This window comes from Devosia sp. J2-20 (assembly GCF_055808475.1).
The window spans coordinates 1,351,652-1,370,580 of sequence record NZ_CM147870.1 but is presented as its reverse complement, the minus strand read 5'-3'; the positions used below and the strand labels follow the sequence as shown (position 1 = coordinate 1,370,580).

The 18,929-nt window shown below is 61.4% G+C and carries 14 protein-coding genes and 3 pseudogenes; 8 read left to right on the top strand and 9 right to left on the bottom strand.

Annotated elements, in window-relative coordinates:
• The 5 genes and pseudogenes from AC0L37_RS06725 to AC0L37_RS06705 all read left to right on the top strand — a co-directional run bounded on the left by AC0L37_RS06725 (window position 1) and on the right by AC0L37_RS06705 (window position 6,452).
• Window positions 1-1,062 carry an ABC transporter ATP-binding protein gene (locus tag AC0L37_RS06725; protein WP_282221630.1) on the top strand — a complete coding sequence of 354 codons (1,062 nt, stop codon included), beginning with the start codon at window positions 1-3 and terminating at the stop codon, window positions 1,060-1,062.
• Entirely contained in the window at window positions 1,059-2,384 is a 1,326-nt protein-coding gene (locus AC0L37_RS06720; RefSeq protein WP_282221631.1) for an amidohydrolase family protein, read from the top strand. Before AC0L37_RS06725 ends, AC0L37_RS06720 begins: the two co-directional genes overlap by 4 nt.
• Entirely contained in the window at window positions 2,381-3,772 is a 1,392-nt protein-coding gene (locus AC0L37_RS06715; protein WP_282221632.1) for a M20/M25/M40 family metallo-hydrolase, read from the top strand. Before AC0L37_RS06720 ends, AC0L37_RS06715 begins: the two co-directional genes overlap by 4 nt.
• Window positions 3,769-5,569, top strand: a pseudogene (locus AC0L37_RS06710) (adenine deaminase). Before AC0L37_RS06715 ends, AC0L37_RS06710 begins: the two are co-directional and overlap by 4 nt.
• Entirely contained in the window at window positions 5,562-6,452 is an 891-nt protein-coding gene (locus AC0L37_RS06705) for a nucleoside hydrolase (protein ID WP_282221633.1), read from the top strand. The pseudogene AC0L37_RS06710 and the gene AC0L37_RS06705 overlap by 8 nt, the downstream one beginning before the upstream one ends.
• On the opposite strand, the pseudogene AC0L37_RS06700 reads toward AC0L37_RS06705, so the two are convergent.
• A pseudogene (locus tag AC0L37_RS06700) lies at window positions 6,449-7,614 on the bottom strand (M20 aminoacylase family protein). The gene AC0L37_RS06705 and the pseudogene AC0L37_RS06700 sit on opposite strands and share 4 nt — an antisense overlap.
• A gap of 74 nt (window positions 7,615-7,688) precedes the next feature.
• On the opposite strand from AC0L37_RS06700, the gene AC0L37_RS06695 reads away from it, so the two are divergent.
• Entirely contained in the window at window positions 7,689-8,375 is a 687-nt protein-coding gene (locus tag AC0L37_RS06695; protein ID WP_282221634.1) for a phosphoribosyltransferase, read from the top strand.
• 6 nt (window positions 8,376-8,381) lie between these two features.
• Here AC0L37_RS06695 and guaD read toward each other — a convergent pair whose 3' ends face one another.
• The 8 genes and pseudogenes from guaD to AC0L37_RS06655 all read right to left on the bottom strand — a co-directional run bounded on the left by guaD (window position 8,382) and on the right by AC0L37_RS06655 (window position 16,828).
• Window positions 8,382-9,746, bottom strand: coding sequence for a guanine deaminase (gene guaD / locus AC0L37_RS06690; protein WP_282221635.1), 1,365 nt, complete (start codon window positions 9,744-9,746; stop codon window positions 8,382-8,384).
• A 45-nt stretch (window positions 9,747-9,791) separates the two neighbouring features.
• Window positions 9,792-10,717, bottom strand: a pseudogene (locus AC0L37_RS06685) (ABC transporter permease).
• Between the two features lie 20 nt (window positions 10,718-10,737).
• Window positions 10,738-11,850 (bottom strand): ABC transporter permease, encoded by a 1,113-nt coding sequence (locus AC0L37_RS06680; protein WP_282221638.1) that lies wholly within the window; start codon window positions 11,848-11,850, stop codon window positions 10,738-10,740.
• Window positions 11,847-13,391, bottom strand: a complete 1,545-nt coding sequence (locus tag AC0L37_RS06675) for an ABC transporter ATP-binding protein (RefSeq protein ID WP_282221639.1) — start codon at window positions 13,389-13,391, stop codon at window positions 11,847-11,849. Before AC0L37_RS06675 ends, AC0L37_RS06680 begins: the two co-directional genes overlap by 4 nt.
• 53 nt (window positions 13,392-13,444) lie before the next feature.
• Complete coding sequence (locus tag AC0L37_RS06670; RefSeq protein ID WP_269368724.1) at window positions 13,445-14,497, bottom strand: BMP family lipoprotein; 1,053 nt, start codon at window positions 14,495-14,497, stop codon at window positions 13,445-13,447.
• A 24-nt stretch (window positions 14,498-14,521) separates the two neighbouring features.
• Window positions 14,522-15,199, bottom strand: a complete 678-nt coding sequence (locus tag AC0L37_RS06665; protein ID WP_282221640.1) for a nucleoside hydrolase — start codon at window positions 15,197-15,199, stop codon at window positions 14,522-14,524.
• The gene (locus tag AC0L37_RS06660; protein WP_282221641.1) at window positions 15,157-15,483 is read right to left on the bottom strand and encodes a nucleoside hydrolase; all 327 of its coding nucleotides are present in this window, start codon (window positions 15,481-15,483) and stop codon (window positions 15,157-15,159) included. Before AC0L37_RS06660 ends, AC0L37_RS06665 begins: the two co-directional genes overlap by 43 nt.
• Window position 15,484: 1 nt before the next feature.
• Window positions 15,485-16,828, bottom strand: a complete 1,344-nt coding sequence (locus AC0L37_RS06655; protein ID WP_473314726.1) for an amidohydrolase family protein — start codon at window positions 16,826-16,828, stop codon at window positions 15,485-15,487.
• 324 nt (window positions 16,829-17,152) lie between these two features.
• Between AC0L37_RS06655 and AC0L37_RS06650 the strand changes: the two genes are divergently transcribed.
• Both AC0L37_RS06650 and AC0L37_RS06645 read left to right on the top strand, forming a co-directional pair.
• Window positions 17,153-17,866 (top strand): creatininase family protein, encoded by a 714-nt coding sequence (locus tag AC0L37_RS06650; protein WP_282223012.1) that lies wholly within the window; start codon window positions 17,153-17,155, stop codon window positions 17,864-17,866.
• A gap of 9 nt (window positions 17,867-17,875) precedes the next feature.
• A complete protein-coding gene (locus AC0L37_RS06645; protein ID WP_212657622.1) occupies window positions 17,876-18,889 on the top strand; it encodes a LacI family DNA-binding transcriptional regulator in 1,014 nt (337 codons plus the stop codon).
• The last annotated feature ends 40 nt before the right edge of the window (window positions 18,890-18,929 follow it).

Below are 18,929 nucleotides of genomic sequence, written 5' to 3'. Positions count from 1 at the left end.
ATGACCCAGGCACTCTCACTGCAGTCCATCTCCGCTCACTACGGCACCACCCAGGTGCTGGAGAACCTGTCGCTCGACGTTGCGGAAGGCGAACTGGTGTCACTGCTCGGCGCCAGCGGCTGCGGCAAGACCACCACGCTACGGCTCATCGCCGGCTTCTTGCAGCCCACATCGGGCAACATCACGCTGGGTGGCCGGGATCTGACCCGGCTGCCCTCGCATCAGCGCGATATTGGCCTGGTGTTCCAGAACTATGCGCTGTTCCCGCATCTGTCGGTTGCTGACAATGTCGGGTTCGGCCTGAAACAGCGCGGCATCTCGGGGACAGAAAGGACCCGGCGTGTCGACGCCATGCTGGATCGGGTCGGATTGGCTCATCTGGCCGCGCGGCTGCCCGGAGCGCTTTCGGGCGGTCAAAAGCAGCGGGTTGCCCTGGCGCGCGCTCTTGTCATCGAGCCGCCCCTGCTGATGTTTGATGAGCCCCTGTCCAATCTCGATGCCAAATTGCGCGTTGATATGCGGGTGGAAATCCGCAAGCTACAGCGCGCCAATGGCACCACCTCGGTCTATGTCACTCATGATCAGGAAGAGGCATTCTCGATTTCCGATCGCGTCGCCATCATGCATCAGGGCCGGATCATGCAGCTCGATACGCCTGAGCAGCTCTACCAGAAACCAGCCAATGCCTTCGTCGCCCGTTTTGTGGGCTTCGAAAACCTCATCCCCATGCGCGTGCTGTCGCGCGACGGGGCCAGGATCACCGCTGAAACGGACGGCGGCGTGGCGCTCTCGCTGTCGCCTGAGCAGTTCGGTGTGATTCCTGACAGCTTCGTTCTGGCCTGCCGTGCCGATGGGCTGCTGGTGTCAGATGATCCGGCCATAGCAGGTATTCCCACGACACTGGGGCTGCGCACCTATCTGGGTCGAGCCTATCAATACCAGTGTGACACGCCGGCAGGCGCGCTGCTTGCCAATGGACCACTCACCCGGCCGCTGGAACCGGGTGCCGCGGCAAAGCTGGTGCCAGTACCCGAGCAATGCACCATTCTCGCGCCGGAATGAGCACGCTGTTCACCAATGCATGGGTGCTGACCATGGACCCGGCCATGGTCGAGCATGCCAATGGCTGGGTGCATGTCGAGGGCGACATGATTAAGGCCGTCGGCTCCGGCGCGGCACCCCAAATCGCAGGCGCAGAACTCGTCGATTGTGGCGGAGACATTGTCATGCCCGGCATGGTCAATACCCACTGCCACATGGGCATGTCGGTATTCCGCGGTCTGGCCGAAGATGTCGATGACCGGCTCTATCGCTATATCCTGCCGCTGGAGCGCAAGTTCGTTACCGCGGAAATGGTTCGGGTGGGCTCGGCGCTGTCTGCTCTGGAGATGATCGAGGCCGGCGTGACCAGCGTCGCTGACATGTATTATTTCGAAACCGAAGTGGGGCACGTCGTCGCGCAATCGGGTCTGCGCGCCATTGTTGGTCAAACGCTCGCCGATTTTGACGCGCCCGATCACAAGGATTTTGACCGCGGCTTTGCGCTGACCGAGGAACTGGCCGAGACCTTTGCCGACCATCCGCTGGTGAGCGCGTCGATTGCGCCTCACGCTCCCTATTCCACCGGCCTGGACGCAATGTCCCGCATCGCGCAATGGTCCGCTGAGCATTCCACGGTGCCAGTGCAGATCCATCTGGCCGAAAGCCAGCTTGAAGTGGACTGGGCGCGGGAAAAGCACGGCTGCTCCTCCGTCGCGGTGGTGCATCAGGCCGGACTGCTCAAGCAGGGTCTGATTGCCGCCCACTGCCTACATCTGAGCGATGAAGACATCGCGATGATGGTGCAGGCAGGGGTCGGCGCAGCCACCAACCCACGGTCCAATGGCAAGGCGGGCCGTGGTATCGCCCCGGTAGAAGCCATGCGCCGGGCCGGCATACCGGTTGGCATTGGCACCGATGGGCCGATGAGCGGCAATACGCTGGACCTGTTTGCCCAGTTTGCGCCGGTTTCCATGTTCGCCAAACTGCTGGCCGGCTCGCGCAAACCGCTTCCCGCCGGCGATGTCATTCGCATGGCGACAATTGAGGGAGCGCGCGTGCTGGGTCTGGATCGGCAGACCGGCTCTGTTGAGCCAGGCAAACAGGCAGATCTGATCCGCATCAGTCTGGCTTCCCCCCGCCTGCAGCCCATCTACGATCCATACGCGGTGCTGGTATTTGCCGCCGGCCCCAGCGATGTCCGCGACGTGATGGTCGCAGGTCGCTGGCTCAAGCGTGACGGCGCCGTGCAAACGCTCGAGCCCAAGAAAATCCTGCGTGACGCCATGCAGATTGCCCAGGCCTTCAAGGCCGAAATGACGCGCATAGATGGAGAACCGATGTGAGCCAGCTGGACGCCATTCTGAGCCATGTCGATGCGAGTCTGGACGCCAGTCTGGATCGCTTGTTTGAGCTGATTGCCATCCCCTCGATTTCAACCGAAGCGGCCTTTGCACCCGACTGCCGGCGCGCTGCCGACTGGTTGGCCGCCGAATTGAGCGCGCTGGGCATGGATGCCTCGGTGCGCAATACGACGGGGCACCCCATGGTGGTGGGTCATGGCCCCGGCATGCCCGGGCCCCATGTGCTGTTTTATGGTCACTACGATGTGCAGCCGGTCGACCCGCTCGACTTGTGGACCAACCCGCCCTTCGAACCCAAGCTGGTACCCCAACCGGATGGGGAAACTCACATTCTGGGTCGCGGCGCCTCGGACGACAAAGGCCAGTTGCTGACCTTCATCGAAGCCTGTCGCGCTTGGAAAAACGTAACCGGCAGTTTGCCGATCCAGATATCGATGCTGTTCGAGGGCGAGGAGGAAGCCGGCAGTCCAAGCCTTGCGCCCTTCCTTGATGCGTATGGCGACGAATTGCGGGCCGACATCATGTTGGTGTGCGACACCGATATGTGGGACCACGATACCCCCGCCATCACCACCATGTGGCGCGGCTTTGTCAGTGAGGAGTTCGAGATCGTCTGCGGCGATCGCGATTTGCACTCTGGCATGTTCGGCAGTGCCGCGCGCAATGCGGCACAGGTGATGGGCACGATCATCGGCAAGCTGCGTCTCGATGATGGCAGCGTCGGTATTCCCGGTTTTTATGACGACGTCACCGAATTGCCGGAGGTGATGCGCGAGCAATGGGCCTCGCTACCCTTCGACGCCGAGAAATTTCTTGCCGATGTCGGCCTGACCGCACCTGCCGGTGAGGCGGGCCGATCCGTGTTGGAGCAGGTGTGGGCGCGACCGACCTGCGAGATCAATGGGGTCTGGAGCGGCTATACCGGTGACGGGTTCAAGACGGTAATCCCCGCCCGGGCAAGCGCGAAGCTGAGCTTTCGGCTGGTTGACGGTCAGGACCCCGACCGCATCCGCGGCCTGTTCCGCGCCTTTGTTGAAAGCCTGCTGCCGCCAGATTGCAGCGTGACCTTCAAGGCCTATGCCGCGGCCGCAGCCCAGGCCATGCCGCTTGATGGCACGCTGCTGAACAAGGCCAGGGACGCGCTCTCGATCGAATGGGAGCGGGAAGCCGCACTGGCCGGAACCGGCGGATCAATCCCCATTCTGGGCGAGTTCAAGCGGCGATTGGGCATGGATTCGCTGCTGGTCGGCTTTGCACGGTTCGACAACCGCATCCACAGCCCCAATGAAAAATACGACCTGTCGAGCTTTCACAAGGGCATCCGGTCCTGGGTCCGGATCCTGTCGGCTTTCTCGGAGACGCCAGCATGACCATCACCCGTTTCTCTGTTGCCCCCTTGCATGAGAGCACGATCCACCTGGCCGCCGTTGCCAGTGGGCGCGCACCGGCTGATCTCGTGATCACGGGCGCAAGAACGCTTTCGACCTATTCGGAGCAGAATCGCGCCTGAGCGGGAAATCTGGGTGGCCAATGGCCGCATCGCAGCGGTGATGCCAGCAGGCGCTCACAAAAGCGGCCCTGCCCCCAAGCGTGTTTATGACGCCAAGGGCGGCACTATCGCGCCGGGCCTGGTCGATCCACACATTCATGTCGAGAGTTCGATGGTAACGGCCTGCGCCTATGCGGAAGCGGCCCTGCTCAACGGCACGACGACGATTTTCTGTGACAGTCATGAAATCGGCAATGTGATGGACGTCGCCGGCGTCGAGGCCATGCTCGAAGACGCCCGCATGGCGCCATTGTCGATCTTCTTGACGGTGCCGTCGACCGTACCGGCAACCTCGCCGGAGCTGGAAACCGCCGGCGGTGATCTGACGCCTGCCAAGATTGGCGCCCTGTTCGACAAATGGCCCGAAGCGCTTGCTCTGGGCGAAAAGATGGATTTTGTGCCCGTGACCATGGGCGATCCGCGCAGCCATGCCATCATCGCGGAAGCCCTCAAGCGTAACCGGCCCGTTTCGGGACACATCTATGGTCGCGAACTGGTGTCGGCCTATGCTGCTGCTGGTATCACCGACACGCATGAGGCGATTGACCGGGCGATCGCTGATGACCTGATTGACGCCGGTATCTGGGTCTTCCTGCGCGGTGGCAACCCGGCGACGCCGTGGAATTCGATCGTGGAGGCCATCAAGCCGATTACCGAACTGGGCGCCAGTCACAAGCGGTTTTGCCTCTGCACCGATGATCGTGATGCCGATGACCTGCTGAATTTCGGGCTGGACTGGGTGGTGCGCGAAGCCATTCGCTGCGGCATGAAACCGGAACAGGCCTGGGCCATGGGCTCCCTTCATGGTGCGACGCGGTTTGGGCTTGGCGATGAAATTGGCGGGCTTGGTGGTGGTCGCCGCGCCGATCTGGTCTTGCTCGATGACGAGATGAAACCGATCAGCACCTGGTATGGCGGCGAACTGATGGTCGATGACCGCAAGGTTGCACCGGTGCTCGAAGAGACATTGAACCAGCGTTATCGCTATCCAGCGTCCGCCTACAACACCGTGCATCTGCCCAAGAGACGCAAGCTGGTGCCCGACCTGCCAAGCGGCCCGGTCGTGGCCAATGCCATTGGTATCGAAATGCCCGGTATCGTGTTGCCGCACCGCAAGGTGGCCATCGCACCGGCCAATGACTGGGCCTCAATTCTCGAGCGCGACAACCTGAGTTTTGTCACTGTCATCGAGCGCCATGGCAAGTCCGATGGTGGCATGGCCCATGGTCTGCTGCACGACTTCGGGATCAAGGATGGCGCCGTCGGCTCCAGCGTCGGTCACGACAGCCACAACATTATTGTTGCGGGCAGCAATGAGGCCGACATGGCCCTCGCGCTTGATACCATTGAGGCCGCCAAGGGCGGCATCGTGGTCGTGCAGCAGGGCAAGGTCATTGCCTTTGTCGGCCTGCCGGTTGCCGGTCTTCTTTCGGACAAGCGGGTGCACGAAGTTGCTGCCGAAAATCAGGCGCTCAAGACAGCTTGGTCAGCGGTGGGATGCACTATTCCCTATATGGGGTTCAACCTGATCCCCCTGTCGGTCATTCCCGAAATCCGCATCACCGACAAGGGTTTGGTCAAGGTGCCTGAAATGGTGATTGCTCCCCTCTATGACTAGACGCGTCATCATCGATACCGATCCAGGCCTGGACGATGCCGTGGCGATCCTGTTTGCACTGGCCAGCGGTCTGTTCGACGTCATCGGGGTCACCACCCTTGCCGGCAACATCGGTCTGGAACGGACAACGGCCAATGCCGGCGCGCTGCTGACGGCAATGGGGCGCAGCGACATCCCGGTTATCTCGGGTGCGGCCACTGCCATGCTGCGTGACAATATCGATGCCAGTGTCATTCACGGCGATGATGGACTGCGCGGTGTCACGCTGCCCGAAGCCCTGATGAGCCCACAAAGCGGCGCAGTGGACTGGCTTGCCAGGACGCTGACGGACGCGCCGTCCGGGTCGATCGACATTCTGGCGCTCGGCCCGCTGACCAACTTGGCGCAGTTGGTCACACATCATCCTGCAGCCGCCGAACGCATTGGCCATCTCATCGTTATGGGTGGCACGATCCATGAACCAGGCAATGCAGGTCCTATGGCGGAATTCAACTTTGCCTTCGACCCCGAAGCCGTTTCGACCGTGTTGCGCTCGGGCATCAAGACAACCATCGTGCCACTTGATGTGACACGGCGTGTTCGGGCCGACCGTCCCTATGTCAAAGCGCTGCGCCACACCCCGGCCGGCGATATTGCGGCCAATCTCATCACGGCCTACCTGCAGGACGACAGACAAAGCCGACCGCTGCATGATCCCTGCGTGATGCTGCTGGCCGTGGCACCGGGCCTGTTCGAGATAGAACGGTTCCGTCTGGGCGTTGATCTGGCCCTTGATGCCGATGCTGGCACCCTGCGCCTGAGCGAGACGGGCTCGCCCGTCAATGTCGCCATGCGGGTGGATGTCGAGAGCGCCCTGGCCCTGCTCGCAAGCGCCTTCGACTAGCGCAATTCGGCTTCGACCAGCGCAGTCCAGTAACGGGCCCCGGTCAGGATAGCCGCATCGTTGAAATCATAGCGAGAATTGTGGTGCAGCGCGCCATCAACTGCCGGCCCGTTGCCGAGCCAGACATAGCAACCGGGCACCAGATTGCCGAACTCGGCAAAATCGTCGCCTGCCGTGGAGGGCGGAAAATCGGTAACCACCGGCTTGCCGGTCACCTGTCGGGCCGCTACCAGGGCCGTCTCGGTCACTTTGAGGTCGTTGATGACAGGCGCTATTCGGCGCTTGAAACTGTAACTCGCCGTGATGCCGAAACTGGTAGCAATGCCCGCGGCCAATTGGCCGATCTCAAGCTCAAGTTGATCGCGGACCTCGGCAGAATAAGCACGGGCCGTCCCCCGATACGCACGTCATCGGGAATGACATTGAGCGCCCGGAAATCTCCGCCGCTGATGGCACAGGCGCTGACCACGGCAGGTTGCAGCGGGTCGACGCGGCGGGCCACGATGGTATGCAGCGCTGTCAGGAAGTGGGCCGCAGCCGTCATGCCATCACGACCGAGATGGGGTTTGGCGCCATGGGTTCCAATCCCGTGGAACGCTACCTCCCAGCTGTCGGAGGACGCCAGTTGAGGTCCCGCGACCACCGCCATCTCGTCGGTTGCCAGTCCGGGCATATTATGCAAGCCATAGACGGCATCAATCGGGAAACGATCAAGGAAACCATCAGCCAGCATTGCCCGGGCCCCTCCCCGCCCCTCTTCGGCAGGCTGGAAAATGAAGTGCACTGTTCCCGAAAACTGTCTGGTTCGCGCCAGATGACGGGCGGCGGCAAGCAGCATCACAGTGTGCCCGTCATGGCCACAGGCATGCATGGTGTTGGCCACGGTCGATTTGTACTTGGGCTCGCCCAGTTCGGGCATGGCCAGGGCATCCATATCGGCGCGCAACGCGATGGTGCGGCCACCATGGCCGACGCTGATCGTGCCGACAATGCCGGTCTTGCCCAGCCCCCGGTCCACCGCGATCCCCGCGTCAGCCAACTGGCGCGCGACGATATCACTGGTCCGGACTTCCTCGAACCCAAGCTCGGGATGGGCGTGCAGATCATGACGTAACGCGATCATCGCATCGAGTTCGAATGGATCACTGTCCTTGTGGGGCATGGATTGCTAAGCTCTTGAAAATCAACGTTGCTGCAGCATCCAACATTTGCCGCGCCCCAGCAAGGAAACCTCTCATGTCGCTCGCGCCCCATCAGTTCTGGCAAACAATTGATGCGCCAGGGACACATGTTGGGGGAGTCACGGATGGCTGGGTGGATGGCGTTCCGGCCGCCCTGCCCGATGGTCGGGAAATCCTGCTGCCCATCCGCATATTGCCCGGCGATGGAAGTTCTGCAGTTGCCTCGCTGATCGTCAATCAGGCCAGCTTTGCAGTCGAGGACGCGCTGTCGCAGGCCATGGCGGACATGCTCACGCGGATCGGAGTCGATGTTGTTATCGGCGTGCCAACGCTGGGCCTGCCGCTGGCCAACAATATCGCACGGCGTCTGGGCCATTCGCGCATGGTTGCCTTGGGCACATCGCGCAAGTTCTGGTATCAGGACGCTCTTTCGGCGCCCATATCTTCCATCACCAGCCCGACACAGCAAAAGACCATCTTTCTCGATCCCCGCTCACTGCCCTTGCTGGAGGGACGGCGGATCGCAGTAGTGGACGATGTAATCAGCTCGGGCACCTCAATGGCGGCGGTCCTCACCCTGCTGGAGCGCGCAGACCTCGCGCCAGTGGCCATAACCGCTGCCATGTTGCAGGGCACGCGCTGGCAGGAGCCATTGGCTGCATGGCGCGACCGGATCATGGCGCCGCTCCGCTCACCGCGGCTGCAGCTGGTTGACACAAAGCGCTGGATACCCGCGGACTGAGGCAGGTCAGCAAACCTGCTGGCCGTCGACCCAGACAGCGACAATATTGGCGCGGCTGGCACAGTAGAGAATTTTCTCGAAGACGGCCTGAGGGTGCGTCTCGCCAAACAGGCGGATAGTACCCTCCTCTGCCATGGCGTCGACAGCAATCAGATCGAGACGATAGCCCGGCGCAAGGATGCCGATCGGCAGGTCCAGCGCAATTCCACCGCCCGCCGTCGCCAGGTGAAAGGCGGTTACCAGATCAATCCGCGACCCCGCCGTTCCCCGCTCTGCGGCCGATAGCGTGGGGTCCACGCCATCTTCGAGCAAGCGCGAGGATTGCACTGTGGTGCGACAGGCCTCGAACATTGAGGCGCTCGGACCACCTGAAATGTCGGTACCCAGACCAACATGCAAATGCTTTTCGAGCGCCCGCCGCAACGGGAATACAGCGTTCGCAAAGTAGACATTGGACAGCGCACAATGAGCAACAGCCGTGCCGCGCGCGGCAAGGCGATCCATGTCAGCATCGGTTAGAAAATTCGAATGGGCCAGAACCGTCTTGCGCGTCAGCAAACCAAATCGGTCGAGGGCTTCGGCATCGGTATGGCCAAAGCGTTCAAGGACATGGCCATGAGCCCAGTCACTTTCGCTGCAATGCGACTGGATATGGCAGTCGCATTCGACTGCCAGTTTTCCCAGGCCGTCCAGGGCCGCATCGGTGCAGGACGGAATAAAACGTGGCGTGATGACCGGCAGGACACGTCCGTCAGCATTTGCGGGATGCGTGCGGATATGCTCGATCACTGCGCGTGTCTCGGCGATGGCGGTTTCAGCTGACTCGTCGCGATAATAGTCCGGACATCCGGCCGGATCATCCATCACGACCTTGCCCACCAGAGCGCGCTGGCCCTTGGCCATGCAGATCTCGGCGAGGAGTTCAGTTGCGGCGCGGTCTTGCGTCGCAAAATACAGCGCCGTGGTGGTCCCGATTGCCAGCAAGTCTGCTACCAGCGCTTCATAGCGCGGGCGGGCAAACCCCAGGTCTGCGTAACTGGCCTCGAGTGGAAAGGTGTATTTTTGCAGCCAGACCTCCAACGGCGCGTCCAGCGCCTGCCCAAGCTGGGAATATTGCGGCGCGTGGATGTGCAGATCGACAAAGCCCGGCAGGCCAAACTGCCCTTCGGGCAGCCGCACAAGCGCCTCGCCAAGCGCAGCTATCGCCGTGGCCTGCGCCGGATCATCCTCGGCGAGGACCGCGCTGATCACACCGGCCTCATCGACCAGGATCAGCCTGTTCTCCAGCACTGCCAGTTCGCCGGCCGTTGGCGCCTGAAAGAACGTGCCGTAAATGCCGCGGCACCGATTGCGATCCAGTTCTTCAGGCACCGCAATAGGCCTCACCTGCCTGGTTGCTGTTGCAGATCTGCGCGTTCATGCGGATTTCACGCCTCTGAGCTTGAGGGCACGCTGGGCGCGGTAGCTGAACAGCATCAGTGCCAGAATGGTCACGACGAAGGGGATCATGCGGATCAGTTCGGCGGGTGCATCGGCGAACAGGCCAGGCATGACTACGGCAAGCCCTTCGAATGCTCCGAACAGCAGGGCCGCCAAAAGGGCACCGACCGGATGTCGAGCGCCCAGCAGCACGGCACCCAGGGCGATAAAGCCGCGACCAGCCGTCATGTCACGCGCGAAGCCGACATAATTGAACATGGCCAGTTGGGCGCCGCCAAGGCCGGCCAGTGCACCCGACACCACCAAGCTCCAGGCCCGCACGGCATTGACCGGTATACCGGCCGCTTCAGGCGCCGCGGGATATTCCCCACCCCGCGCAGCCACAGCCCCCACGGCATGCGATAAAGAAAATACCAGATGGCGAAGACGAGGAAAGCGGCGACCCACGACAATACAGAGTGCCCCGACAATAGTGACACCAGCACTGGCCCGATACCGGGGATGACACCCAGGAACGACAGATCGACTGGCGGAATGGCCTTGGAGGCCAGATTGATAGATGTACCCTTGTCGCCGCCGGTCGCCATGGCTAGGGCAAAGACGGTGCCGCCCGCCGCCATGATGTTGATCGCGAACCCGACTAGAATGATGTCGGCTTTCAACCGCAGCGCAAAGATTGCCATCACCAGGCCCAGCACTGCACCCGCCGCAAGCCCGGCCAGTACCGCAACATACCAGGGCGCATAGACCGATACGATCACGGCCGTCAGGCAGCCCACCAGCATCTGGCCTTCCAGCGCCACGTTGAGCGCACCGGAAAGGTCGGCAATCAATCCACCCAATGTTGCCAGCAGGAGCGGCGTTGTCGTTCGAATGACGGTGACAAAGAAGGCTGACGACATGATTGTGGCGAAGAGTTCGATCATTTGGCCGCTCCATCGGCTGACAGGCCTGCCGGCTGCGCCCGGCGCCCAAACTGCGCTGATAGCCATTTCTTGCCTGGCACCGAGAAGGAGGAGGATACCAGCAGGATGATGATGGCGGTCACAACTCCGATCACTTCCGCCGGCACGTCGGTACGAATGTTCATCAGTTGCGCACCTTGGCGCAGATAGCCGTAAAAGATCGCTACAACAGGCACGGCCAGTGGCCGGCTGCGGGCCACGATGGCAACAAGAATGCCCTCAAAGGCCAGACCGCCCTCAAACAGCACGGTGATTTTGCCATAGGTCTGACCCTGCACGAACATTGCCCCCAGCATGCCTCCAAGAGCACCTGCAGCAGTCATGGCCGAAACCATGATCAGCGAAGACTTGATGCCGGCATATTCCGCAAAGCGGGCATTGTGACCGACAAGACGGAGCTTGAGACCCCAGCTCGTGCGATAAAGCGCAAACCAGACGAGAACCGTCGCAACAAGCGCCAGAATGAGGCCCAGATCGATGCGGGTGCCTGGAATTAGGGGTGGGAAAACGGCGGCGTCTGGAAATTTCAGTGATGTCAGGACGCCTGGCCTCTCACGCAGTTGCACGCGGACCAGAAAATTGCACAGCTCAATCGCGATATAGTTCAGCATCAGCGACGAGACGATTTCATTGGCCCCCAATTTGGCCTTGGCAATGCCAGGGATGAATCCCCAGGCGGCACCTGCAAGCATCGCCGCAGCAATGCCCAGCGGAATGGCTGCAAAGGTGGGCCCAATGGGCGAGAGCGCCACATAGGACGAAGCGAGCGCACCGACATAGATCTGTCCTTGAACGCCCAAGGCAAATTGACGGGCCTGAAATACCAGGGAGAAGGCCAGCCCGGTCACTGTGAGCTTGGCCACGTCATCGAACCACAGGCCGATAGTGCGGGGCTTGGAAGCTGGAGCGGTCAGCAGCGTGTTGAGTGCCTCCAATGGTGCCTTGGAGGTGAGCAGAACCACGATGATGGTGACCAGCAGGGCCACCGCGATCGCGGTCACAGCGCGCAGCGTTTCCTTTCGGAAAGTGCTCCAGCGAGACTGCCGGGCAAGGACTGCTGTCGTGCTCATCGGAGAGCTCCCATCACTTCTTCCTGAGTCTGCACGGCAAGACCCAGCATGTAGCTGCCCAGGATCTCCGGGGTCAGCGTGTCATCGTTGTGGAAGGCGGCGACAAGCTTACCGCGATAGAACACTACCAGACGGTCGGACAGGGCGAGCAGTTCGGTCAGGTCAGCAGAACTGAGCAGTACCGCGGCGCCCGCGTCACGCGCATCGGTCAATGAGCGCCAGATAAACTGGGTGGCGCCCAGATCGACACCGCGTGTCGGCTGGCTGACCAGCAGCAGCTTGGGCTGCTCCGACAGTTCGCGGGCAACCACGACCTTCTGCATATTGCCCCCAGACAGCGTGGCAACGACCTGGTCCGCGCCACCGACCCGCACTGAATATCGCGCAATCAGCGCCTCGGCGTTTGCCTTGATTGCCCTGAGATCGAGCAGTCCGCGCCGGACATATCGCCTGTCCCCCAGCTTGGTGGCCACTAGATTTTCGGCGACGCTGGCCCCGCCTGCAAGCCCTTGGGCAATTCGGTCTTCGGGGATGTTGGCTACCCCGATCGCGCGCCGTTCCAGCGTGCTGAGCGGCCCCAGACTGGTGCCGTTGAGATAGGCGACACCTGCGGACATTGGCCCGGCGCCCGATATGGCGTCGATCAGTGCGGCCTGCCCGTTCCCTTCTACGCCAACAAGTCCAACGATTTCGCCGGCATGAACACGCAGATCTAGGTCTTCCAGCAAGGGTTGGCCGCTCTCGCTCCTGACCCAGAGCGCCTTGATTTCGCAGGCCAGCGCACCAGCGGTCGCCGCACGATCAACGCGAAGCGCCACGTCGCGGCCGACCATCATGGTGGCCAGGCCTTGCTCGGTGATCTCACTGCGCCCCACTTCGCCCACCGATCTGCCGGCACGCATTACGGTGATGCGGTCGGAGATTTCCAAAACCTCCGGCAGCTTGTGGGCTATGAAGATGACGGTCCGGCCCTGCGCGACCAGTTCACGCACAGCGATAAACAGTTCCTCGACCTCTTGGGGGGCAAGAACAGCTGTGGGCTCGTCGAGAATGAGAATGCGCGCGTCGCGGTATAGCGCCTTGAGGATTTCCACGCGTTGTTGTTGTCCCACGGGCAACGTCCCCACGGCAGGCAGGGGATCAACCTTGAGCCGGAAGCGCTTCGACAGGGCACGCACCTCTTCGATGGCGCGCTTGCGGTCGAACCTGGCGCCGGATCGGGGTTCGGACCCCAGCACGACGTTCTCATAGACCGAGAACGAGGGCACCAGAGAGAAATGCTGGAAAACCATGCCAATGCCCGCATCAATGGCGTCGCGGGGATTGGCAAAGCTCACCGGCTTGCCATCCAGGGTGAGTTCGCCGGCGTCCGGTCGCTCAATGCCGAACAGGATTTTCATCAGGGTCGATTTTCCGGCGCCGTTTTCACCCACGACGGCGTGAACCTCTCCAGCTGAAACCGTCAGATTGACTCCGTCATTGGCGACAACGCCACCCGGATACGTCTTGCCGATGCCGGTCGCTTGCAGTAGCGGCGCCATGATGATCCCTCCAGAAACAGAATTGGCGCCGCCGTCACAGCGGCGCCAGGCGACTATTCCATGTCGCTATTGGGGACCAGCTCACCCGAGACAATCTTGGCTTCAAGCGCCTCGACCTCGTCGCGAATTTCCGCGGAAACGAGCTTTTCGTAGTAGCTGTTCTTGGAGATCCCAACCGCACCATCCTTGAGCCCCAGCAGCTCGCGTTTGCCGTATTCCTGGGTGCCATCAATCGTGGCCTTGAGGGCCAGGAACAGCGACTCGCCGATCTTCTTTTCCACCGACGTGAAGATCACCTCGGCCTGCTCGGGATCTGAGGTGGCAAAGACCGTGGCCTGATCGCTGTCCACGCCAACGGCGAGCTTGCCGTTTTCCTTGGCGGCCTGCAGTGCGCCAATGCCGGTGGAGCCCGCGATTGGGAAAACCACATCGGCGCCCTGACCGAACTGCGCCAGCGCTATTTCCTTGCCCTTTGCAGGATCGGAGAACGTACCGGCCACGGTGCTGATGATATTGATGTCGGGATTGGCATCCATGGCACCCTGATCAAACCCCACCTTGAAATCGGTGACGGTGGGGAATTCCATGCCCAGAATGGTTGCAATGGTGCCGGTCTCGGACACCTTGGCAGCGGCATAACCAGCCAGGTAGCCGGCAGTTGAGGTGCCGTACATGATCGAAAGCACGTTGGGATAGGCACCACCGCTGAAGTCCGGGCTATCGTCGAAGTCGATGAACTTGACCTCGGGATATTCGTCAGCGAGCTCGGTGATATAAGGCGTCATATCGTAGGTGCCTGCGATAACAACGTCATAGCCGCTATCTGCAGCATCGGCCAAGGCAGGCTGCCACTTGGTCTTGTCATAGCCCGCTTCAATGATCTTGATTTCGACAGGTAGCTCGGCCTGGGCCTTGGCCATGCCCGCAGCAGCACTGTCGAAGAAGCTCTTGTCACCAAGGGTACCGTGCAGCACCAACGCGACCTTGAGCGGGTTTTCGGCCGAATATTCCTGCGCCAGAACCGCGCCGGAGGAAACCGAGCCCATCAGGGCGACGGCAGACAGCAGGCCAAGGGCCGAACGGCGGGAGAGATTTTTCAACGTCATGGAAGTACTCCTGGGAGGGTTGGATCAGGCGTGTTGTGGAACGAAGGCAATCGAGGCCGCGTAGAGGGCGATGAGCCGCTCCAGCTTCACCTCTTCGATCAGGCTCACCATGGGCGTACCCAGGCGACCTGAAGGGTCAACAATCGTCATGCCCCGGGCGATGCCAGGCGCAAGAGCGACATCGACCGATGCGCGGATGGACTTGGTGATGATACCGGGCTCGATCACTGCGGCGGCAGCGAGCGGATCGACAAAGCGGAAATTGTCGCCGCCGCCATAGCCGGCAATAGTCTGACGGGCATGGCGTGCCAAGGCGGTGGAGAACGCCTTTTGTGGGCTGTCGGGCACAGCCTCAAACAGCTCATCGACATGCTCACCGGTCATGTTGTGCAGCACGCAAGGCTCCCAGGGCGCTACGAGAATGTCGATATCGGCGCCGAACACAATCGCGGCGGCCTCGGGGTCGGCATAGATGTTGAATTCAGCCGCAGGCGTCGTATTGCCCCGACCATAGACCGTGCCGCCCATGATGGTGAGTTGACCGATCCCGTTGATAATCGTCGGATCAAGCCGTAGCGCCAGTGCCAGATTGGTCAGTGGGCCAATCATCAGGATGTCGATCTTTTCTCCGCGCGTGCTAGCTGCGTGCAGCGTTTCGATCAGAAAGCCATTGGCGTCTTCGCTGGCGACATCAGCGACCACGTCAGGCCTTGGCGCGCCCCCAGACCGTCATCGCCATGGATATACTTTGCGTCGATCACCGGCTGCGTCAGCGGGCGCCCTGCTCCCGCATGGACAGCAACACCCACCTTGGCGACCGCCAGCGTCGCGAGAATGTTCTGGGTTGCCAGATCCAGCCCGACATTGCCGAAAACCGTGGTGATGGCGTCCGGTGTCCGACCATTGGCAATAAGCATCAACAGTGCCTGTGCGTCGTCCACACCACCATCGGTATCCAGGATCAGGCGATTTTTACTCGAGGACAAGTCAGTTACCTTTTTTGTTGATTTCGACCCGCGCCCAGAAATCGCGATAAGTGGCGGAATAGGCGGATCGGATATCCTGATAGGGTCGCCGAACGAGCTGCCGCTCAGCAACCAATTGTTCCCCAGCGACCCAGACGTTATCGACGTCGCGACCGCTGCCGGAATAGACCAGCAGCGTTTCATAGTCGGGGGTTTCCGAATAGCCGGATCCGCGCATATCAATGGCGATGATATCGGCTGATTTGCCTGGCTCCAGCGAGCCGATCTCGTGATCCAGCCCAAGAGCACGGGCGCCCTCAATCGTGGCCATGCGGATGAGTTCGGCGCTCGAAATAGGCTGCGCAACGCCCTCACGATGTGAAGCAACCAGACCGGCCACGCGCATTTCAGACACCATGTCATAGGCATTGTTGGCCGCGACATTGTCAGTCCCCAGCGCAACGGTCACTCCGGCTGCCTTGAGCGCCACTGCGGGGCATGCCCCCGCCCGGCCAGACCGCAGACCGGCCGAGGCACAGTAAGCCACCGATGCAGCTGGCGCGGCAGCAAAAATGGCGATGTCGTCTGCTGACAGATCAAGACAATGCGCTGCGTGCACCCGCCCAGCAAAAAAGCCATCGCGCAAGAGCGCCTGGGTGGCTGTCAGACCATAGCGGGCCATGGTCAGCTCATTATCCTCAGGGCCAGCGGCCATATGCAGGTGCAGGCCCACACCGTAGTGGACCGCCATGGCGACCTCGGCCTGCAGCAGGTCTTCCGAATTATCCACATAGGGCGCATGGGGCCCAAACCACGGGACGATGCGGCCATCGGCGGTGCGTTGCTGCTCGATGAAGGCCGCCGCATTGGCCAGCTCCACCTCCCCGCGCGCCTTGTCGTCCAACTGCACGATGCCGTAGGCCACCACGGCGCGGATACCGCTCTGAGCGGCTGCCTGGGCAATCTCGGAGGCAAAAAAGTACTGGTCGCAAAATGTTGTCGTGCCCGAAAGCAGCATTTCGGCACAGGAGAGCGCGACTGCTGGCGCGATATCGTCGGCAATCAGGGAAAGCTCGGGTTCGCGAATGGAGTTGTACCAGCCTTCCATTGTGAGCAGGCTCTGCCCCTCGGAACGTCCACGAAACAGCACCATGGCGGAATGTGTATGCGCATTGACCAGACCAGGCATGACCAGATGACCGGCCATGTTGACCACCCGGTCAAACCGGCTCGCATCGGGCTGTGCCTCTGACGGCCCCAGACCGGTGATCCGCCCATCCTCAAATGAAAGCCAGCCGCAGCTATGGACGCTGTTGCGTTCGTCCACCGTCAAAATGACGGCATCGGTGAGAAGAACCCGGCTCAATTGGCAACGACATTGTAAAGCGCTTTACGTGTCGGCCTCATGCCATTTCTCAAGGTCTTGTCAAATGCACAATTTGGGTTCATGCCTAAATCATATGCGGCTTGAGAAAATGCACAAGAGGGAAGCAACTGCACATTGGTGGGTAGCGATCATGCGCTGTACGCAATGCTGCGGCCCCCGGCGAGAAACGCTGCCGCATGGCCAATAGGGCGGTAGCTGCTCGGGCAGATACGTCTTGCCAGCTGCGGATTGCGGTGTCCGACCGCTAGTTTGAGCGCGGATATGGAGAACAATGGAATGAGCGGCAGTCGAGATTTGGCGCAAGTGTCTTGGGTGGATGTCGCAGCGGCCGTAGATGAGGGCGTGCTGGCGGTACTGCCCGTTGGGGCCTGCGAGCAGCACGGCCACCACCTTCCGCTAAGCACCGATACCGATTTGGCAAGCAGTGTCGCCCGCCGCACCGCCGATGCACTTTCGGCGCTGCTCCTGCCCCCGATTGCCTATGGCGACGCCTGGAATAACGAGGCGTTCAGCGGGACCCTGTCACTTTCGCCAGCCACACTGCGCGCCATGATCGAAGAGATCGGCAACGGCGTGCTGCGCATGGGTGTCCAGGGTCTGGTGGTGATCAACGGCCATTTCGGCAATCGCGAACCCATCGCGCTGGCAGCGCGGACACTGGCTCAGGCTGGCCTGCCGGTCATCCACCTGGATTACCCCGGCCTGGCGAAGCTGGCTTCCGAAATCTGCGATAGCCAACCGGCAGCCCCCGGATTCTACCACGCCGATGAAGTGGAGACCGCCATGATGCTGGCCACTCGCCCTGAAGCGGTCGACCTGTCTCGCGCCGTTCCCGAATATCCTTCATTCCCGCCAACTTTTGGTCTCGAACCGATGCAATTGCGAACCTTCAATGGGACCGGCGGCTTTGGTGACCCATGTCGCGCAACCGCCAAAAAGGGCGCGGCCCTGTTTGCCGGAATCGTGGCGGAAAATATCCGGCTGATTGGTGAGTGGAGGGCGCGCCATGCCATTTGAGACAGCTTCATGCCGACACTAAGCGACGTCGCGTCAGCGGCAGGCGTGTCCCCCACGACGGTGTCGCGCCACCTCAACAACAGTATCGTCCTGCCACAGGCCACGCGGGACCGCATCGACGCGGCCATTGCGAGGCTGGATTACCGACCAAACCTGCTTGCCAAGCGTCTGTCGACCGGTCGCGCCGAAGCCATTGGCCTGGTGACGCCAGAAATCGACAACCCCTTCTTCGCCCAGCTCGCGGCTACTGTTGAAGCAGAAGCCGAAAAACACGGTTATGCCGTTTACATGTCATCCACGCATGGCGATCGAGCCCGCGAGATCGAAGCCGTCCGTCGGATGCGCGACCGGCATGTTGACGGCATGGTCCTGATCACCAGCCAACCCGATGACGGATCACTGGCAAAGCTGCTCGGCAATCAGGACAAGGTAGTACTGCTCGACGAGGATGTTCGCGGCATCTGTCTTCCCAGTGTCTTTGTTGAGAATGAACGCGGTGCCTATCTGGCGACACGCCACCTGATTGACGCCGGCCATCGCCACATTGCGTATATCGGTGGCCCCCCAGGTCTGATGAGCGTCGGTGAACGTCTGGCCGGGTTCACGCGCGCCATGGCGCAGGACGGGCTGACATTTGCTGCCTCGGACGTGTTCCTGCGCGACTACAGCCGCTCCTTCGGCAGTGAGGCGGCGCAACAGATCATCGCACGGAAGCTCCGTCCTAGCGCGATATTCGCCAGTTCCGACAATCTGGCCATCGGTGTCCTGCAGGCATTTCGGCGCGCCGGGCTTTCGGTACCGCATGACATGTCCCTGGTGGGGTTCGACGACATGCCGTTCGCCGAGCTGGTGAACCCACCGCTGACCACGATCCGCCAGCCTGTGCCCGAAATGGGTCGTCTCGCCTTTGAGCTCTTGCTGGCTCTGCTGAACGGGGAGCCCGTGGAGCCGGTCACCCGGCTGCCGCTTGAGCTGATCGAGCGCAGATCTGTTGCCCTCTTCACCGGTGGCAGCTCCATGTGAGCATTTGAAGCCCACGGGTACCGCCCACCAGCGGTCTGAA

What these genes read in the sequence shown, in the direction of transcription:
- AC0L37_RS06675 (WP_282221639.1), bottom strand. Translation starts at nt 13,391, where the DNA reads ATGGCGCCGCTACTGCAAGCGACCGGCATCGGCAAGACGTATCCGGGT.
- AC0L37_RS06705 (WP_282221633.1), top strand. Translation starts at nt 5,562, where the DNA reads ATGACTAGACGCGTCATCATCGATACCGATCCAGGCCTGGACGATGCC.
- AC0L37_RS06695 (WP_282221634.1), top strand. Translation starts at nt 7,689, where the DNA reads ATGTCGCTCGCGCCCCATCAGTTCTGGCAAACAATTGATGCGCCAGGG.
- AC0L37_RS06670 (WP_269368724.1), bottom strand. Translation starts at nt 14,497, where the DNA reads ATGACGTTGAAAAATCTCTCCCGCCGTTCGGCCCTTGGCCTGCTGTCT.
- AC0L37_RS06725 (WP_282221630.1), top strand. Translation starts at nt 1, where the DNA reads ATGACCCAGGCACTCTCACTGCAGTCCATCTCCGCTCACTACGGCACC.
- AC0L37_RS06680 (WP_282221638.1), bottom strand. Translation starts at nt 11,850, where the DNA reads ATGAGCACGACAGCAGTCCTTGCCCGGCAGTCTCGCTGGAGCACTTTC.
- AC0L37_RS06720 (WP_282221631.1), top strand. Translation starts at nt 1,059, where the DNA reads ATGAGCACGCTGTTCACCAATGCATGGGTGCTGACCATGGACCCGGCC.
- AC0L37_RS06645 (WP_212657622.1), top strand. Translation starts at nt 17,876, where the DNA reads ATGCCGACACTAAGCGACGTCGCGTCAGCGGCAGGCGTGTCCCCCACG.